21 protein-coding genes and 1 pseudogene are annotated in these 18,081 nt (G+C 44.0%); 17 read left to right on the top strand and 5 right to left on the bottom strand.

Features of this window, described 5'->3' with window-relative positions; genetic code table 11:
* Window positions 1–102: 102 nt before the first annotated feature.
* From MKY95_RS16910 to MKY95_RS16930, 5 genes are all read left to right on the top strand, one after another.
* Window positions 103–585, top strand: coding sequence for a MarR family transcriptional regulator (locus MKY95_RS16910; protein ID WP_017688279.1), 483 nt, complete (start codon window positions 103–105; stop codon window positions 583–585).
* A 20-nt stretch (window positions 586–605) separates the two neighbouring features.
* Complete coding sequence (locus MKY95_RS16915; protein WP_036615365.1) at window positions 606–1,181, top strand: nitroreductase; 576 nt, start codon at window positions 606–608, stop codon at window positions 1,179–1,181.
* Window positions 1,182–1,198: 17 nt separating this feature from the next.
* Window positions 1,199–1,684: a nitroreductase family protein gene (locus MKY95_RS16920; RefSeq protein WP_036615363.1), complete on the top strand. Its 486-nt coding sequence runs from the start codon at window positions 1,199–1,201 to the stop codon at window positions 1,682–1,684.
* Between the two features lie 184 nt (window positions 1,685–1,868).
* Window positions 1,869–2,015, top strand: a complete 147-nt coding sequence (locus MKY95_RS16925; RefSeq protein WP_179087923.1) for a hypothetical protein — start codon at window positions 1,869–1,871, stop codon at window positions 2,013–2,015.
* Window positions 2,016–2,131: 116 nt separating this feature from the next.
* Window positions 2,132–2,263 carry a hypothetical protein gene (locus tag MKY95_RS16930; protein WP_339193479.1) on the top strand — a complete coding sequence of 44 codons (132 nt, stop codon included), beginning with the start codon at window positions 2,132–2,134 and terminating at the stop codon, window positions 2,261–2,263.
* Between the two features lie 258 nt (window positions 2,264–2,521).
* Here the strand turns inward: MKY95_RS16930 and MKY95_RS16935 are convergent, their stop codons facing one another.
* Complete coding sequence (locus tag MKY95_RS16935) at window positions 2,522–3,466, bottom strand: NAD(P)-dependent oxidoreductase (protein ID WP_036615361.1); 945 nt, start codon at window positions 3,464–3,466, stop codon at window positions 2,522–2,524.
* Between the two features lie 177 nt (window positions 3,467–3,643).
* On the opposite strand from MKY95_RS16935, the pseudogene MKY95_RS16940 reads away from it, so the two are divergent.
* Window positions 3,644–3,946 (top strand): annotated as a pseudogene (locus MKY95_RS16940) (MFS transporter); the annotation flags it as partial.
* Between the two features lie 52 nt (window positions 3,947–3,998).
* Here MKY95_RS16940 and MKY95_RS16945 read toward each other — a convergent pair.
* From MKY95_RS16945 to MKY95_RS16955, 3 genes are all read right to left on the bottom strand, one after another.
* Window positions 3,999–5,555, bottom strand: coding sequence for a BCCT family transporter (locus MKY95_RS16945; RefSeq protein ID WP_036615358.1), 1,557 nt, complete (start codon window positions 5,553–5,555; stop codon window positions 3,999–4,001).
* 260 nt (window positions 5,556–5,815) lie between these two features.
* A complete protein-coding gene (locus MKY95_RS16950) occupies window positions 5,816–6,241 on the bottom strand; it encodes a MarR family transcriptional regulator (protein ID WP_036615356.1) in 426 nt (141 codons plus the stop codon).
* Between the two features lie 132 nt (window positions 6,242–6,373).
* Window positions 6,374–7,012, bottom strand: coding sequence for a nitroreductase family protein (locus MKY95_RS16955; protein ID WP_036615355.1), 639 nt, complete (start codon window positions 7,010–7,012; stop codon window positions 6,374–6,376).
* A gap of 285 nt (window positions 7,013–7,297) precedes the next feature.
* Between MKY95_RS16955 and MKY95_RS16960 the strand changes: the two genes are divergently transcribed.
* The 9 genes from MKY95_RS16960 (at window position 7,298) to MKY95_RS17000 (ending at window position 15,243) form a co-directional block, all read left to right on the top strand.
* Window positions 7,298–8,233 carry an NADP-dependent oxidoreductase gene (locus MKY95_RS16960; protein ID WP_036615353.1) on the top strand — a complete coding sequence of 312 codons (936 nt, stop codon included), beginning with the start codon at window positions 7,298–7,300 and terminating at the stop codon, window positions 8,231–8,233.
* Window positions 8,234–8,473: 240 nt separating this feature from the next.
* Window positions 8,474–8,626 (top strand): hypothetical protein, encoded by a 153-nt coding sequence (locus MKY95_RS16965; protein WP_155985136.1) that lies wholly within the window; start codon window positions 8,474–8,476, stop codon window positions 8,624–8,626.
* A 24-nt stretch (window positions 8,627–8,650) separates the two neighbouring features.
* Complete coding sequence (locus tag MKY95_RS16970) at window positions 8,651–8,776, top strand: hypothetical protein (RefSeq protein ID WP_268748595.1); 126 nt, start codon at window positions 8,651–8,653, stop codon at window positions 8,774–8,776.
* Window positions 8,769–9,302: a DUF1572 family protein gene (locus MKY95_RS16975; RefSeq protein ID WP_036615351.1), complete on the top strand. Its 534-nt coding sequence runs from the start codon at window positions 8,769–8,771 to the stop codon at window positions 9,300–9,302. Before MKY95_RS16970 ends, MKY95_RS16975 begins: the two co-directional genes overlap by 8 nt.
* Window positions 9,303–9,390: 88 nt before the next feature.
* Window positions 9,391–9,675 (top strand): ATP-binding protein, encoded by a 285-nt coding sequence (locus MKY95_RS16980; protein WP_036615349.1) that lies wholly within the window; start codon window positions 9,391–9,393, stop codon window positions 9,673–9,675.
* A 242-nt stretch (window positions 9,676–9,917) separates the two neighbouring features.
* A complete protein-coding gene (locus MKY95_RS16985; protein WP_339193484.1) occupies window positions 9,918–11,795 on the top strand; it encodes a collagen-like protein in 1,878 nt (625 codons plus the stop codon).
* Between the two features lie 109 nt (window positions 11,796–11,904).
* A complete protein-coding gene (locus tag MKY95_RS16990) occupies window positions 11,905–13,572 on the top strand; it encodes a hypothetical protein (protein WP_235200815.1) in 1,668 nt (555 codons plus the stop codon).
* Window positions 13,573–13,629: 57 nt separating this feature from the next.
* The gene (locus MKY95_RS16995) at window positions 13,630–14,838 is read left to right on the top strand and encodes a hypothetical protein (protein ID WP_036613939.1); all 1,209 of its coding nucleotides are present in this window, start codon (window positions 13,630–13,632) and stop codon (window positions 14,836–14,838) included.
* A 51-nt stretch (window positions 14,839–14,889) separates the two neighbouring features.
* A complete protein-coding gene (locus MKY95_RS17000; RefSeq protein WP_036613938.1) occupies window positions 14,890–15,243 on the top strand; it encodes a hypothetical protein in 354 nt (117 codons plus the stop codon).
* A 268-nt stretch (window positions 15,244–15,511) separates the two neighbouring features.
* On the opposite strand, the gene MKY95_RS17005 is transcribed toward MKY95_RS17000, so the two are convergent.
* On the bottom strand, window positions 15,512–15,769 hold the full coding sequence (locus MKY95_RS17005; protein ID WP_024630063.1) for a GlsB/YeaQ/YmgE family stress response membrane protein: 258 nt from the start codon (window positions 15,767–15,769) through the stop codon (window positions 15,512–15,514).
* Between the two features lie 154 nt (window positions 15,770–15,923).
* Between MKY95_RS17005 and MKY95_RS17010 the strand changes: the two genes are divergently transcribed.
* Together MKY95_RS17010 and MKY95_RS17015 are read left to right on the top strand one after the other, a co-directional pair.
* Window positions 15,924–16,631: a response regulator transcription factor gene (locus MKY95_RS17010; protein WP_036613937.1), complete on the top strand. Its 708-nt coding sequence runs from the start codon at window positions 15,924–15,926 to the stop codon at window positions 16,629–16,631.
* Window positions 16,632–16,702: 71 nt separating this feature from the next.
* Window positions 16,703–18,067 carry a HAMP domain-containing sensor histidine kinase gene (locus MKY95_RS17015; protein ID WP_235200814.1) on the top strand — a complete coding sequence of 455 codons (1,365 nt, stop codon included), beginning with the start codon at window positions 16,703–16,705 and terminating at the stop codon, window positions 18,065–18,067.
* Window positions 18,068–18,081 lie beyond the last annotated feature (14 nt).

Raw genomic sequence — 18,081 nt, forward strand, 5'->3', positions numbered from 1 at the left:
GGTATATTGTTAACCAGTAAACTAAATATTAGAATTTATTTAGAATAACTCTATTTTTAAAAGAATATTTTTGTTTACAAGTAAATAAGGAGCGATCAAAGAATGATCTCAAAAGATCGAACAAAACAGTTGCTTTATGACCAATTTATCCGTTTTTTACATGTGTATGAGAACCACAAGGATACAGAAATCGAGCATTTCCTAAGTATCGCCCAGCGTGAAAGCATCGAGAAAATCCCTCAGCATTTGACCGCGGTTCATATGATAGATTGCATAGGCAAGCATGAGCCCATTAACAACACGGGTATTGCCGAGGCAATGAATTTGTCCAAAGCAAGTATCACCAAAATTGGCAACAAACTGCTGGAGGAAGGATTCGTCAAACGTACGAAAATGAACGACAACAAAAAGGAGAGCTATTTCCGGTTGTCACCGCAAGGCAAAAAAATCTTTGAATTGCATGAACGTCTGCATATACATGAGGCTGAGCGCTTCTATCGTACTCTTGACAAATATTCGGAAACGGAGCTAAAAGTAATCCATCAATTTCTACAAGACAGCAGTATAAATATTGAATCCAGATAGAACAAAGGAGAGTGAAGCATATGAGTCTGGCGGAATTGATCAGGGAGCGCAGGAGTATTCGTAAATGTAACTCTACGCCGGTGGACCAGGAGTTGGTTGTTGAACTACTGCGTAAGGCTATACGGCTTCAACCATATCTTGAGTCTGGCTCATGGCGTGTAGTATATGCCGGAACGCCAGAAGCACGCAAACGGTTGGTGGACTGCATGCTGGAACAGATGTCACAAAGCAAGCTCGGCAAGCTGATTCCAGGGAAACTTCTGGATGTTTTTAAAAAGAGATTTACCGATATTCCTGCGCACGTCATTGTTATGTCGACTGTAGGACCGAATCGTCTGACCAATGACCGTAATTATGCGGCTGCCTGCGGGGTGATGCAGAGCTTCCAACTGCTGGGCTGGGAACGAGGGTTAGGAATGTTGTGGGATACAGAGTCCATGATTCAGCATGAAGGGTTCTTCAATGGAATTGGCTTACGTGAGGATGAAAGATTTGTTGGTATTCTTCATATAGGGTATTACGACAAAGCGCCAAGAAGTCGGAAAAGGACACCAGCCGAGCAGAAGTGGACCGTATTGCGAGGGCAGCCTACATAGAAGAGGAGGATATGAAAATGAAATTGTCAGATTTGGAAGGAGACATGGACGGTCCGATTGAGTTTTTGGATCAACCGGTATCGCAGGACCTAATCCTTGAGTTGCTCAATCATGCCGTATGGGCGCCAAATGATGGCCTCCGAGAGCCGTGGCGATTTATCTTTGCTGATAACCGGTATGGGGACATCATGCAGGGATTACAGAACCAGGCTCCTGCGTATCTTCTGGTCTTGGTGAAGGAAGAGGCGGATCAATATAAGCGGGAAGAGGACTTTGCAGCTGTCTGTTGCCTAATTCAGAATTTCCGCTTGCTGGCTCATGAGCAAAGTCTGGGTGTGCGCTGTACCTTGCATGACTGGATGTACGACCCGAGCCGTACTGAAATGTTTGGTGTACTAAGTAACGAGCGCATTGCTGCGGTTCTGGAATTGGGATACGGTGCAAATCAGTGGAAAGGAAATACGAAGTTACCTGAGACTCAACTTCATTTTGAACTGCTGTAAGGTGGGAACGATGGGATGAGACTCCAAATGGAAAAAATTGTTTTACAATCATTGTCAGTACGTTATACTACAATCATTAGGTGAATTACTCAATAAAAAAGTGAAATATTGTAATTGATTAGTCACCCACGGCTCGTCATCGTCTTGAGCCACTTATTACTTAATAAATATAGGAGGTATGATTATGGTCAAGAAGAAAATGTCCACAGCACTCAGTGCAGCTTTAATCGTTTCTATGCTGGCTACTGGCGTGATAGTCGCTATTCAGGGTACAACAACGTTAGAAGTAGCGAAGTCAGCAGGGGATAAAAAGGTTGAAGTTATTAAATAAAGCATACGTGAGAGACCTGCTAGAAAGTTAAAAGAACCTCATCTCGGTTAACCCGGCTGAGGTTTTTTTCTGTATCATTAGGCATTGAAAAAATGCAGACCTAAGTCCGTGAACGCTTGACCACCATTTACCTTGACGCAAAGTCCAATCTAATGTACACGGAACTGGAAATGACCAACCAGGAAAAACGGCAATCCAAGCAGTCACAATTAGTTGCTTACTACAAAACACCAGATAACGAGTATTAACAGCTCAACATTACGAGAGGTGAGGGAACGCTTAACGCAGGGAAAGATATTAACACTTGGTACCGATTTAACCGTTGGCAATAATAGATCAAACTTCATGAACTTGAATACCAACTTAAGCAAAATCATAAATAGTGGGACAGTTCGAATCAATCTGTATGATGTACCTCTGTCAAGAAAGTGGACACTTACGCTACGGATCTTGCGGTAAATTGCTGTGCAAAACGGGCAGGGGAAAGGTACCCCTACACCAAAACATCATAATTGATTGAGCTTGCTTTCAGGCTCTTCACCATTTTCTACACGTTTTATATTCTTTATAAAGAAATCATATCTTGTTTTATGAAATTTCCGACCATCAGGCATTCCCGCTGTATGGGGAGTAAGTATCACATTACCCAGACTCCGGAGCTCACTGTCAATCGGAAGCGGTTCAGATTCAAACACATCCAGGCATGCGCCTGAAATATCCCCGTTTTTTAATGCATCAATCAAGTCTCTTTCGTTGACAATGCCGCCGCGTGCTGTATTGATAAAAAGAGTGGTGTTTTTCATTTTTTTGAATGCCGCTTTGTTGATCAGTTGTTTGGTTTGCTCATTCAAGGGTACATGTACACTGACTATGTCCGATGTACTTACAAGAGTATCGAAATCCGTCATTTTCACAAAACCATCAGATTGTACAATGGCATTTCTCGCATACGCCAGCACATTCATGTCAAAAACCCTGGAAAACGCAGCTACTTTTTTTCCAATAGCACCCAAACCGATAATCCCAATCGTTTTGCCCTTTAATTCACTCCCTGTATAGTCCAATTGATTTTCATCCATCTTGTTTTTCATGAAAGTATCAAGAAACGGTATGTTTTTATAATAAGACAATATCAGTGCCATGACGTGCTCGGCCACTGCCTGTGCATTCACTCCTCCAGCATTGGCCACCCAAATGCCGCGCTGTGTACAGGCAGGGACATCCACATTATCAAATCCTGCACCTGTCTGTACCAATTTTAATTTTTTTGCGTTAGAAAGCAGACTGTGATCCACTTTAATATGTTCAGGAATGATTACTTGGCAATCTTCAATATGATGCAGCATTTCTTTTCCGGGCGGAACAATTACAACGTTCCAGTCTTGCGGAAAACACCTTGCAATATTTGATTTTGAGGTCTCGCTAAAATAGCCAACGATGAGAATTTTCATTGCTAAACCACCTTTCATAAGCTATACCATTTTTCAAATAAAACCGTTGATGCTCGTCATTTTATCCTTTTAATACAATTTTATCAATAAAATCTCATCACGTTCTATTGAACGGGAATGGAAAAGAATCTAGATAAACAATATACTAGCTATATAGTTTTTTTTGTTGAGGTGAATAGTTCTAATGTCATTCTGTTGTGGATCGTCATACTCGGAATTGGTGGAGGTTTCGCCTTTAGTTTGGCCATGATGTTTTTCGGGTTGCGTACTGAAAATGCGCATCAAGCAGCGGAACTATCTGGCATGGCCCAATCGATCGGATATCTTCTTGCCGCAATCGGTCCAGCCCTTATAGGATATCTGCACGATGCAACAAATAGTTGGAACCTGCCACTTTTCATTCTTCTTGGGGCTTCGGTGTTACTCTTTGTAGTTGGTATAGGAGCAGCAAGTAATCAAAAACTCAATACCATGAAATAATAAAAAGCCCGCAAGGACGCGGGCTTTTGTTAGTTTTAACATCAAGTATACATTACCTGCCGGAAATTTCCTTCAACGAGATTTCTTGTTCCTCCAGCAGTCGTTTCAGCTTTTGGCGCTGCCGTTTTTCCTTCTGACGGCGCTCTTTGTCCTCAGCCTTTAGAGCCTTGAGCAGGGAGAAACACATACCGATAAGGACAATAGCGAACGGCAATGCGGTTACAATGGATGCCGTCTGGAGGCCAGTTAACCCCCCGCTGATTAGCAGTACTACCGCGATGGAGGACTGCATAATTCCCCAGGTTAATTTCACTCTTGTACTTGGGTCCAGTTTGCCATCTGAAGTGAGCATGCCCAGTACAAAGGTAGCTGAATCAGCCGACGTAATAAAGAAGATCATGATCAGCATTGTGGCGATGAATGCCACGATCGTGCCCAAAGGCAGCTGCTCCAGCATTAGGAATAAAGCGGTTGTCGTATCTTCCTTGACAGCCTCCGCCAGATGAGCGGCATTGAACAATTCCATGTGAAGTCCTGTTCCGCCAAAGACGGAGAACCAGATAAATCCGAAAAGACTTGGAATAACCATGACGTAAATTACAAATTCCTTTATGGTTCTTCCTCTGGATACCCTTGCGATAAAAGTGCCGACAAAAGGAGCCCACGAGATCCACCATGCCCAGTAAAATAACGTCCATGCTCCAATCCAGGTTTCTCTTGAGAACGGCGTCAGTCTCAAACTCATGTTAATAATATTCTGCATGTAACTGCCCAAGGTTGTTGTGAATGTGTCAAATATAAAAGAAGTCGGTCCAGTCACCAATACAAACAACATCAATAACAAAGCTATAACGAGGTTGACGTTGCTCAGAATCTTAATACCTTTATCCAGACCGGAGGTTGCCGAGATTAAAAACAGTACGGTTACAACGATGATAATGACAACCTGAGACAGAGTCGAGTTAGGAATACCGAATAAGTGATTCAGACCCCCGCCGATCTGAAGAGCACCCAATCCAAGCGAGGTCGCAACACCAAAGATGGTGGATATGACCGCCAGAATATCAATAACCTTACCAAGCCAGCCAGCAGCAAGACGCTCACCGATCAAAGGAATAAAGGTTGAACTGATCAGCCCTTTGTATCCTTTCCGGAACTGGAAGTAAGCAAGTGCTAAGCCGATGACGGTATAGATAGCCCAAGGATGCAGCCCCCAGTGGAAAAAGGAATAACGCATTGAAAGTATGGCTGCTTGCGTTGTTTCGGGTACCGCCCCCTCAGGTGCAGATAAATAGTGGGATAGCGGTTCAGCAACTCCCCAGAAAACCAGCCCAATGCCCATACCCGCGCTAAACAGCATGGACAGCCAGGAAATCGTAGAATACTCCGGCTCATCATCGTCATCCCCAAGCCTAATACCCCCAAACCGGCTGAACGCCAGATAGAAAGCAAAGATCAGGAAGAACAGTGTCGCTAGCAAATAAAACCAGCCAAAATTCTGAATAGAGAAGTTGTAGGCAACATTAGCCACATCCGCTAGCTGATCAGGAGCGACGGCTCCCCATATTGCAAACAGTGCAACGATGATAATTGTGATTGTAAATACCATGATGAGACCTCCATTATGTAAGCTTCAGCCAACTGTTCCTTAGTATGTGCTAGTCCAACTTGTAATATTTCGAAAAGCTAGCTGTTGATAAATTAAAACAAACCGCCATGTAATGAAACACTCAGCGGTTTGTTTTGATCTTGCATGAATAATATATGGTCTATATTCTCTTGTTAATCTGAGATATTGTATCATCTCATCTAACTAGTTTTATTCATTTATGAAAAGAAATCTGAAGAAGGCTGACTGTCATCGTAAATTTACAGATCCTTCAGATTATATTGCATGCGAGTAAGCATGTCGGTCATCATTGCAACTTCTTCTTCACTGAAATCCAGTATCATCTGATGAAGAAACTGGTTTCGATCCTGTTTGAAATTGGCGATATGCGTTAGCCCTTGTTCTGTTAACCGGACGAAGGTTTCCCGATGATCGTCGGGGTTTCTTCTTCGTGACACCAAACCGTCTGCTTCCAGTTGCTTCAAATGGCGTGTAACAGCAGCACTGTCAATATGAATGGCCTTCTGCAAATGGCTTTGTGTAACTTCTTCATGAAGATAGAGATGATACAGCAGAACGTATCGTGAGGAGCTGATCCCCGTACAACGTTCAAATTTAGGTTTCAACTGATTGCTTATATTTTTAAGTAATATTAATAAGGTTTCTTGTTCCAGCGAACAATTCATGTTTGCCCCTCCTTGAATGGTGCAGAATGTCTTGAAAAGCTTCATGTAACAAGGGCAGATTCCTTCCAAGACATTCAGCAACTAAAGGCAACTATATCACAATGTGGAGACTACTCGCACTATCGCTTTGAATCATGCCCAAAACGTGGTCTCTTCGGCTGGCATACGGTAGGAGGTGTATCCCTCGCTTGCAGCTTTTCCAATTGTCAGTAGCATGACTGGTACATAACGTTCTTTATCCAAGCCAAACACTTCAGCAATTTGATCTTTTTCATAACCACCGACTGGATTGGTGTCATACCCATGTGCACGGGCAACCAGCATCAATTGCATGGAAACCAGACCGGCGTCAAGCATAATGACATCGTTCATTTCAGCATCGGACATGTTGTTATATATCGGTTTGAATGCCTTCAACTGAAAGTCCTTAACATCTTGTGGCATTAAGCCATGCTCAACAGCTTTTCCATAGATGTTTTCTGCATAATCGAAGTTGTTTTTGTCCGCAAACACGGCAATGACAGCAGAAGCTTGAGCGACTTTTTCTTTGTTAAAGCGAGACAGTGGGACGAGTTTTTCTTTTCCCTCTGGAGTATCCACCACAAGGAAGCGCCAAGGCTGCATGTTGATGGAGGAAGGGGCAGTGCTAGCTTCATTGATGATTTGAGTCATTTCTTCCCTGCTGATTTTTACGGATGAATCGTATGTCTTAATGGAGCGGCGTCCATAAATAATTTCGTTAAAATCGTTTGTTTGTTGGTATGGTTTCATAATAGTTACTCTCCCTTTATATTTAGTTGAGCTATCAATGTTTGACTAGTCAATTGTTGATAAGTCAAATATAAACTAAAACTAAGTCCATTTCAATAGTTTTTTATGTAAAATTATAACAATAAAAGCAACATTTCTAACGATTCCAACTTAACTTTTGCATAATTTTATCCTGGTTGTTTAAAAATGAGTAAGCATAATATGCATGAACCCCAGTGACTAGATACAAATAAATAATCGGGAATAACATGTAAAAGGCTATTAGCATAGAGGAGTGATACAAAAATGAAAGCAGTTGTGATTAATCAATATGGAAGTAAAGAAGAGTTAGTTGAGCAGGAAGTGAATAAACCGAGGGCAGAAGCCAATCAAGTGGTTGTAAAATTAGAGGCTACATCCATTAATCCAATCGATTGGAAATTAAGAGAGGGTTACTTAAAAGAAATGTATGATTGGGAATTTCCTATTATCTTAGGCTGGGATGTAGCCGGGGTCATAACTGAAATCGGTTCAAACGTTAGCAAATGGAAAGTTGGAGATCGAGTATTCAGTCGTCCTGATACAACACGTTTCGGTTCGTATGCTGAATATACAGCAGTTGATGAGCACCTTCTGGCAAAACTACCTGATTCAATCTCATATGAGGAGGCTGCGGCTGTACCTTTGGCTGGTTTAACAGCATGGCAGGTACTGTTTACTCATGGCGATCTAAAAGAAGGTGAAACCGTACTTATTCACGCTGGAGCTGGTGGTGTAGGTATGTATGCCATTCAATTAGCAAAGCATGCCGGCGCTCATGTTATTACAACAGCAAGTGAAAAAAATCATGAACTTCTTTATTCGTTAGGTGCTGATCAGGTGATTGATTACAAAACGGAAAATTTTGAAGAGATTCTAAAAGATATAGATTTAGTGTTTGACACGATGGGTGGAGAAGTAGCTGAGAATAGCTATAAGGTGCTTAAGCCAAATACCGGAAGACTGATTACCATTGTTGGTGAACCCAATCATGATACTGCTAAGTCTCACAATGTATCGGCAAAGGGGATTTGGCTACAGCCAGATGGTGATCAATTGGAGAGAATGGCAGATCTGATGGAAGAGAAAAAGATAAAGTCGATTGTAGGGGCCACATTCCCGTTTAGTAGACAGGGGATTTATGATGCACATGCTTTGAGTGAAACTCACCACGCTGTAGGTAAGATTGTCATTACATTTTAAAAAAGAAGACTGGAAAAAACCGCTAAACATTAAAATTGGCATCTGTCGAGGGACAAAAACATATTCCCATTAAGTCGCTATCTTAGCGGCTTTTTTATATTATCAGTACAAGTTCGTGTCCCGAGCCAAGCACTTGTACCGATTGCGATTTAAGAGATTTATGTAAGCAAACTTTGCGTCTCTTTAATAAAAGCGGCGATAGCAGGAGAACTCGCTCCCAGGGAGGGGACTGCCAATCCTATGACACGGTTAATGGAAGGGGTTAACGGTTTTAGCAGGATATTAGCTGGTACAGCCGGTAGTATCATCAAAGGCAATCGTATGGCTAACGCCCGATTGGCTGGTATTTTTCATTTTACACTCGAAGGGCAATTCATTATCATGGATCAATAGAGCAGATGGAGGTGGGTTACGACGATGATAAATTTGCGAGTCGTTCATTTTATACATACAGGTTTCTCCATTCAAGTTGGAGAATTCGCGCATGTAACCCTTGAAGATTATTTGCGCCTGACCGAGAATTGGGAGGATGTTCATGATTGAACTGATCAGACACGTTATGGAAGACATGAACAAGCAGCTTGACCGTATCGAGAAGAGTTTGAACTTGCTGAATGATGAACTCATTTGGATAAGAATAAAGGGCTCCATGAATAGCATCGGTAATCTTTGTTTGCATTTGGCAGGTAACGAATATCAGAATTTCGTTAGCGCGATCGGCAACAGACCGTTCATCCGGACGCGAACCCGTGAATTCACGAAGGACGGGGGAATATCGAGAGAAAAGCTGATTCTTCTTCTTCGGGAAACCAGAAAGGAATCGGAAAATGTTGTAGCTGCGTTATCGAACGACGATTTGTCCCGAGAGGTTATCATTCGCTATGACCGTGAGGATTGGAACCGAATGCATCGAACGAATAGGTGTACTGAAGAAACCTACGATACAAGAGTAATCGGTCGTCTGCTTATCCAGGTATCGGCACACTACGGATATCACGCAGGACAGATCGTTGTGCTTGCCAAGATGCTGCAAGATACGCAAGAACATGTCACGGGTCAGTACCATTGAGGAGGGCATAGATGGTCATGATCAGACTTGAACCGTTCAAACATCCCGATTCGACAAGGCTGGTTCTAGCGAACTGGAAGTCGAGAAAATGGAGGATAAGCTTCTGACGAAAGTCCACGCCAACGTGAATCCAATGCTGATGTCCCATGCGATCGCCAACCTTGTGGACAATGCCATCAAATATTCAGGCAGTCCATCGCTAATCGAATTGAAGTTGGAACATACGACAAGCGAGATAGTTATACGGATACGTGATCAAGGTATCGTTATCGCGGGCGATGAGCTGGAGAGAGTGCAGGAACGTTTTTACCGGGCGAAAAATGCAAGCACAGCGAACGGTTCAGGTCGATGTAAAAGAACGAATACCCTTTAAAGTCGCTATTTTAGCGGCTTTTTTTGTTGTGAAGAAAAGGTACAAGTGCTTTCCAGAGTCAATTAGTTCCCTTTAATGAAAAAATAAAAGCACAACATTAATGGATACAAATATGCGGCACAGAGAAGCGGATGACCAAACCGTTGAAATTGTCGGTCTATAGGAGTGAGAGAAGGATTAGGATATAAGGAATGCAAATTTCTCTCCTGTTCCTAAAACGTAAAGAAAGCGGGGTGAAATAAATGGCCATTTTATCAACTGGACCGATTGAGAATAATCCGGTCAGTGGTGTAAGACCAACACAACAGCTGACCATTAATATTGATAATAGAAATTTGGTTACGAATGCAATTGTTTTGATTCAGGGTTATTACCTAAACGGAACCAGAACGGAATATATACTCGAATTAATTAGCGTAAATCCAAATCAAGCCATAAAAAAAGATTATTTTGCAAACCTAGACGTATTTGAATTTGTCTTTACAACGAGCGGTTTAGCAGAACAACAAGTAGAAATTTCAGTTTGGGGAAAAAACTCCATGGGACAGCTCGTAACGCCTCACCGTATTGTATCTTCAGAATTGTTAGAAGACAATGGAGCCACGGGAATCACAGGCTCAACCGGCGCAACTGGGGCCACGGGCGTAACCGGAGCTACGGGCATCTCAGGTGCAACCGGCCAGACAGGCGCAACGGGTGTAACCGGAGCCACGGGGATCTCAGGTGCAACTGGCGAGACAGGGGCTACGGGGGCAAGCGGAGCCACAGGCATCACGGGCGTAACCGGCGAGACTGGTGCTACCGGCGCAACCGGAGCCACAGGCATCACGGGCGTAACCGGCGAGACTGGTGCTACCGGCGTAACGGGAGCCACAGGCATCACGGGTGCAACTGGCGAGACTGGGGCCACGGGTGTAACCGGAGCCACAGGCATCACGGGTGCAACCGGGGAGACTGGTGCAACGGGGGTAACGGGAGCGACAGGCATCACGGGTGCAACTGGCGAGACTGGGGCCACGGGTGTAACCGGAGCCACAGGCTTCACGGGTGCAACCGGGGAGACTGGTGCAACCGGGGTAACGGGAGCGACAGGCATCACGGGTGCAACTGGCGAGACTGGTGCAACGGGTGTAACCGGAGCCACAGGCTTCACGGGTGCAACCGGGGAGACCGGTGCAACGGGGGTAACTGGGGCCACAGGCTTCACGGGTGCAACCGGGGAGACTGGTGCAACGGGCGTAACTGGAGCCACAGGCATCACGGGTGCAACCGGGGAGACTGGTGCAACGGGGGTAACTGGAGCCACGGGAATCACGGGTGCAACCGGGGAGACAGGCGCAACGGGCGTAACCGGAGCCACGGGAATCACGGGTGCAACCGGGGAGACTGGTGCAACGGGGGTAACTGGGGCCACAGGCATCACGGGTGCAACCGGGGAAACTGGTGCAACCGGCGTAACCGGCGTAACGGGAGCCACGGGCATCACTGGCGTAACCGGGGTAACTGGTGCAACGGGGGTAACTGGAGCGACAGGCATCACGGGCGTAACCGGCGAGACTGGGGCCACGGGTGCAACCGGAGCCACAGGCATCTCAGGCGCAACGGGCGTATCTGGGGCCACGGGGATCTCAGGTGCGACTGGGCAAACAGGCACAAGTGGGGCAACAGGTGCAACGGGCTCAACTGGGGCAACAGGGAGCACAGGTGCAACCGGGGCAAATGCCACAATACAAAATGGATTATTTAATGTTAGCGTACCTTCTGTTGCAAATGCGACAGCTATTTCGTATACGACTGTATTTATTAATGGCACTAACATATTGCATCCTACAAGTACAACCTTTGTACTGGCAATAGGCCACATTTATTTGGTTTCGTATACGTTTAGAGCAACGAGTTCTGTAGTTGGGAACGTTACGGTCACACCAAGAACTAACCTCGTATTTCAAAGTCGGTTTTCAGGGAGAGCAGTTACAGGAACTTTAGATGCGAATGTAAGTGTATCGGGTACGTTTTTAGCTGATGCTACTTCAACTGCGCTTACAATCGATTTTCTTTATAATGGATCGGCAACAGCTACACTTACAGATGGTTCTGTTTCGATTATTCAGGTTCAGTAGCGGAGTGGAAGATGAGCGCCTAAATTTTTGTTAGTTTAAAACCAAAGGGGTGGAGGTGGATGAATATTTCTACCTCTAATCATTTTGGAAAAAAGGAGAATAAAATTTTATGGCTATTTTATCAACCGGACCGATTGAGAATAATCCGGTCAGTGGTGTAAGGCCAACGCAGCAACTGACAATTAAAATGGATAACCGAGATTTAATCAATAGTGCCGATATCTTGATTCAAGGATATTATCTAGACGGAGCTCGAAACTTATACGTAAACGAACTCATTAATGTGAATCCAAATGAAGTAATAACGAAGAATTATGATGGGAACTTTAATGCTTTTGAATTTGTCTTTACAACGAGCGGTTTAGCAGAAGATCAGATGGGAATCTCGGTTTGGGGAAAAAATGTAGAGGGGCAACTTGTAATTCCCCATCGCATTGTATCTTCAGAATTGCTAGGCGCAAATGAAGTAACAGGACCCACAGGAACAACGGGAGCTACAGGAGCCATAGGAGCCACTGGGGCTACAGGGGCTACAGGAGTCACAGGAGCGACGGGAGCCCCAGGTACGATTGAGCCTAATGCGACCATCGTGGGAGTAGGACCAAATGTCAGCTCTCAATTTAACGAATTAAGAACCAGTGAAAAAACGCCGATTATTGAGTTGACTTCTGTATATGGCTTATCCAACCTAAGAGACATTGTTTTAACATTGGGCGATGCTACAGTGGGAAGTAATAATACGGAATTTCAATTAACTACAACTATATCCGGATCTGACATTGCTATTCTTCAAAGCTCGGAGAGAGGAAGGTATGAATCAGGTTTAGCGGGAGAAATAGGAATAGGAGTTCGATTGCCGGCTCCACCGACAGGGGCCCAAGTGGTCAGATGGGGCGCTTTTGACGATCAGAACGGCTTATTCTTTGGACAGAGCGTAGTGAATGGAATATTTGTAGCGATCAGAAGAGCAGGTGTTGACACTATTATTCCTCAAGCATCTTGGAATGTGGATAAATTAGATGGAACAGGTCCGAGTGGCGCAACGCTTAGTTTATCTACAGGGAATATATTTCAAATCGTATTTACATGGTACGGGTATGGAGTAATCGAATTTAGAGTCGTCATCCCTGATCCTGCAACTTTAGCACAAGAAGTAATTATCGTTCATCGCTTTTCCCCCAATGGGCAAACCAGTCTGGCCGATCCTAATCTTCCGCTACGTGCGGAAATCTTTAATAATGGCACAGAATCAGAACTCAATTTATTCGTTGGAGGAAGACAATACAGTATATTGGGTAAATATAATCCCGTTTTCAGGGTTACTTCCGAAAGGAGAACTGTAACTGCAACAGGGTCACTCACACCAATTTTGTCTTTCCAGAGAAAGACATCCTTCCCGCCAGGTTCAGGTAGGGCAAATTCAGTGAGTGTCAAATTAGAAAGTATTGATCTTATAACTACAGATGATATTTATTATCAGATCATATTAGGCGGAACGATTAATGGAGGCTTCGTAAACTTTCCAACAGCAACGACTAATATTCCAACTTCGGAAACAGCTCTTCTAATTAACAACACACTAACGACAATTGCGGATGGTCAAGTCCTATTACAAGGCTTAGTAGCCGGAGTTGCGGGAAGTGTCAGAATATCAGCTTCAGCTTCATTATTGGATTTCCAATTACCTGACTCTGAAATTGTGACTTTAGCCGTAGCGAATTTAAGCGGGGGGACTAATCCTGTTACGGCCACCTTCAGTCTTACTGAAGAATGGTAAAAAGTAATAGGAGAAGGAGGAAATTCACTTTTCCCTTCCTGCGAAGGAGGAACTATCTTGTCGGATATTATAATCTCAAATGTGGGTCCCAATATAAGTTCGCAATTCGATGAGCTAATTGTATCGGAAAAAACCCCAATTGTGGAGTTAACATCTGCATATGGTCTATCCATTCTAAGAGATTCCGTTACAACCCTTGGGGATGGTACGGTTACCAATGATGCAACGGAATTTAATCTAAGCAATACCACTAACGGAATAGATTCAGCCATTCTAGAAAGTGTATTACGAGGTAGATACGAGCCAGGATTCGCAGGAGAAGCCGGAATCGGCGTTCGAATACCTATGCTGCCGATAGGTAATCAGATTGGAAGATGGGGATTCTTTGACGATCAGAACGGGGCTTTTTTTGGAGTAAATAGCACAAATGTATTCGTGGTCATACGGCGAGGAGGCTCCGATACAACATTTCCTCAAAGTTTATGGAATGTAGACCGATTAGATGGAACAGGTCCGAGTGGAGCGACGCTTAGTTTATCTAAAGGGAATATATTTCAAATCGTATTTACTTGGTATGGATATGGAGTAATCGAATTTAGAGTGGTCATCCCTAATCCGTCGACTTTAGCGCAAGAGGTAATTACCGTCCATCGATTCTCTCCAACAGGTCAAACGAGTTTTATTGACCCGAACCTCCCATTAAGAGCACAAATCGATAATAACGGAACTGCAGAAGCTTATACCCTTTTTGTAGGAGGAAGACAATATAGTATTATCGGAAAATATGATCCTACTTTTAGGGTCACTTCGGAGAGGAGAAGGATTACTAATCTTACATCAACACTAACGCCCGTCCTATCATTTACAAGAAAAGCAATCTTCCCTTCGGGATCAGCTAGAACGAACTCTGTTCAGGTGGATCTAGAAGAACTAAACATTATCTCATCCGTAGATCTTAGTTATCAAGTACTTGTGGGTGGAACTCTTGATGGAGCATTTATTAATTATCCAACAGCTACAACGATCATTCCCGATAGTGAAACAGCTTTGTTGGTAAACAATTCGTCTACAACGATTACCGGAGGAGAAGTAGTGTTTCAAGGTGTTACAGGAGGCGGAACAGGTGTTGCCAGAATATTAGCTTCATCAGAACTATTGGACTTCACGCTTCCTGAAAATCAGGTCGTAACATTAGCTGTATCAAATATTGGTGGGGCAGGCTCAAATATAGTTGATGTGGTATTTAGAGTTGCTGAGAGCTGGTAAAACCTCAGGTCATAATGATGCACAATAGATGTTGGGAAGGGGTAAGAGAGAATGATTTTATCCACCGGACCGATAGAAAATAATCCTGTTAATAGTGTAAGGCCGACACAACAGTTGACGATCAAAATAGATAATCGAAACTTAGTCGATGGCTCGAATATCCTGATTCAAGGTTATTATTTGAATGGAACAAGAACACTATATGTACTTGAGTTAATTTCTATAAATCCTAATCAGGTCCTAACCAAAAATTATTACGCAGACTTTAATTCTTTTGAATTTGTCTTTACAACGAGCGGTTTAGCAGAGCAACAAGTTCAAATTTCAGTTTGGGGTAAGGATGCTTCCGGACAGCTTGTCTCGGCGCATCGCTTAGTAGCTTCTGAACAACTTGACGAAGCATAAGAAGCAAGATAAACGGCGGGCTTGAATTAGATAAAACAAACTCGTCAAAACACTTAGAAAAGAAATGAAGAGGATGGTGGATGTGTCTTTTGGCTCAGGGGATGATAACAGCCAAAAACCAATCTTCCGAAAAACACGACAATGGATGAAATCAGTACAAAAATAAAAAAAGGACCGTAAGTGTTCATCTTCCATCGATGAATGCTTTCGGTCCTTTGATGTTTATCCTGTACTAATGAACGACGGGATCGGTTTCCGCCTCTCTATGTTAACGTCTTCGGAAGGCTCCGCCGCGTGCCAGAGCAAAGAAGATGAGCAGGGCAATAATCGAGCCAACGATGGCGGGAATAATATGAAATCCGCCAATTACCGGCCCCCTTGGTCCCAACAATTCCGTTCCTAACCAGGAACCGATAAAACCCGCAATAATGTTCCCAAGTACACCGCCCGGTACGTCCCGCCCAATCAAGTTGCCGCTTAACCAGCCAATAAGTCCACCAACAATGAGTACCCAGAGCAGATCCATGGATTGTTCTCCTTTCTTCGAGTTTATTACAAGTTATGTTGGGCTGAGTGGAATATACCTCACCTTCCAGTTGGTGGAGGAATCTAAAGTGTCTGTGCTAAGATGAGGGTAAATGATGATTCAAGCTGGGGAACAAGGCTAGAAGGGGTGCACATTGAAGAAAATACTTGTCATTGACGATGAAATCGCAATCAGAGATTTAATTGAGCTTGTACTGAGAAGAGAAAACTACGTCGTTCAAACGGCTGAAAACGGTAAAATAGCCCTGCAGCTGCTGGATACTTTTGGGCCGGATCTAGTGGTGCTTGATTTGATGTTGCCTGACTGCTCCGGATATGACCTATGCAAGGAAATCACCGGGAAACGTGCCGTTCCTGTGATCATGCTCTCTGCCAAAAATGAGGTAATCGACAAGGTGTTGGGACTAGAGCTAGGGGCGGAAGATTACATAACCAAACCCTTTGACAATCGTGAATTGCTCGCTCGGATCAAGGTCATTCTGAGAAGAAACGAGAGCAAGGAAGAATCAAGTGAAGGAACAGAAGTGAAATCTACACGCATCATTCATGAAGAACTGACATTTGATCTGGAAAGCCGCAGGGTGCTGAAAAACGGTGTACCCGTGTCTTTAACGGCCAAAGAGTTTAAAATTCTGGAAACGTTACTCAAAAGGCCAGACAAAATCTTTACCCGGGATGAGCTGCTGCAGATCGGATGGGGATATGATTTTATGGGAGACAGTCGCAGTGTAGATATGACCATCATGCGATTACGGAAGAAGCTGGAGGATAACGCCGACGAACCGAAGTATGTCAGGACGATCTATGGATTTGGCTATCAACTTGGAGGTGGCGAGGCCTGAAGTATGCAACCCGGTTACTGCTGAATTATTTATTTTTCTCCGTGCTGTCCTTTGGCATCATCATTTTTGCGGTGAATAAAGCCATCGATTATTACAGCTTCATTACCATTGAGAAACAGATGATGGAGAAAGCAGATCTGTCCGAGTTGTCCTTCCGTGAGGTGTTATCACAGCATAGGTCAACTTCAGGAGACCCCCAGACCAAGGAAATTGTCAGACTTGCTCTAGAGAAGCTGAAAGCTTCGGGCAAGGAAGTACGTATCTATGACAGCTCCAAGCAGTTGCTGGGCTTGGCTGTGGATGGCATCATCATTAATGATGGCAAACCTCTTATTTTCGAAAAAAATATTGAGAAATCCCTGAGCGGCAGTTATGCCTACACCGTAACGGAAGATCATCTGCTTTATTTTGCGACGCCCATTCAGGATCAATTCTACGAGAACGCTTATGTGTATGAGTTCGTGGAGGACATTTCCTACTTTTATGCGATTATGGACCAAATCCGTTATATCTTGTTTGCGGGTGCAGGCGGATTTATTGTACTGATTACGTTATCCAGTCTGTGGATTGCCCGCAACACTACCAAGCCGATTAAACTGTTGCTTAGCGCTACGCAAAGTTTCTCTAGACAGGAGTTTCGGAGAGTTCATCTCAATCGGAAGGATGAGCTGGGCATGCTGGCAGATGGGCTGGATTCCATGGGGCGGCAGCTTCATGATTACATTCAGTACCAGAAACAATTTGTCTCCAATGTATCTCACGAGTTAAAAACACCCTTGGCAGCCATTCGTGGTTTCTCTCAGTACTTGGTTGAAGGGGAGAACGAGGACAAGGAGTTGCAAAAAATCTATGCTCATCTGCTGCAGGAATCGGATCGGCTGACGCGCTTGATCAATGAACTGTTGTTGTTATCCCGATTCGACAAGGCTGGTTCTAACGATTTGGAAGTCGAGAAGACAGAAATGAACGAACTGATTCAGCAAGTCGCAACGAATATGGGTGCCAAGGCCAAGGATAAAGGGATAGAGATCAGAGTTAGTCAGGCGGAGGAAGAACCGGATGATGAGGGTAAGACAAGAGTTTACGCCAACGTAAATCCAATGCTGATGTCTCATGCGATTGCGAACCTTGTGGACAATGCCATCAAATATTCAGGCGGTCCATCGCTAATCCAATTGAAGTTGGAACATACGCCAAGCGAGGTAGTTATACGGATACGTGATCAAGGTATTGGTATCGCGGGCGATGAGCTGGAGCGAGTGCAGGAACGTTTTTACCGGGCGAAAAATGCAAGCACAGCGAACGGTTCAGGTCTTGGGCTTTCTATTTGCAAGGAGATTGTCGAGCGGTTTAATGGTTATATTGACATGGAAAGTCAAATCGGGGAAGGAACAACCGTTACGATTGTGTTGCCCCGTGCGGAAACACGCGGGTAAATAATTAAAGTTAC

This window comes from Paenibacillus sp. FSL P4-0176, from assembly GCF_037975265.1.
GTDB classification, from domain to species: Bacteria; Bacillota; Bacilli; order Paenibacillales; family Paenibacillaceae; genus Paenibacillus; species Paenibacillus amylolyticus.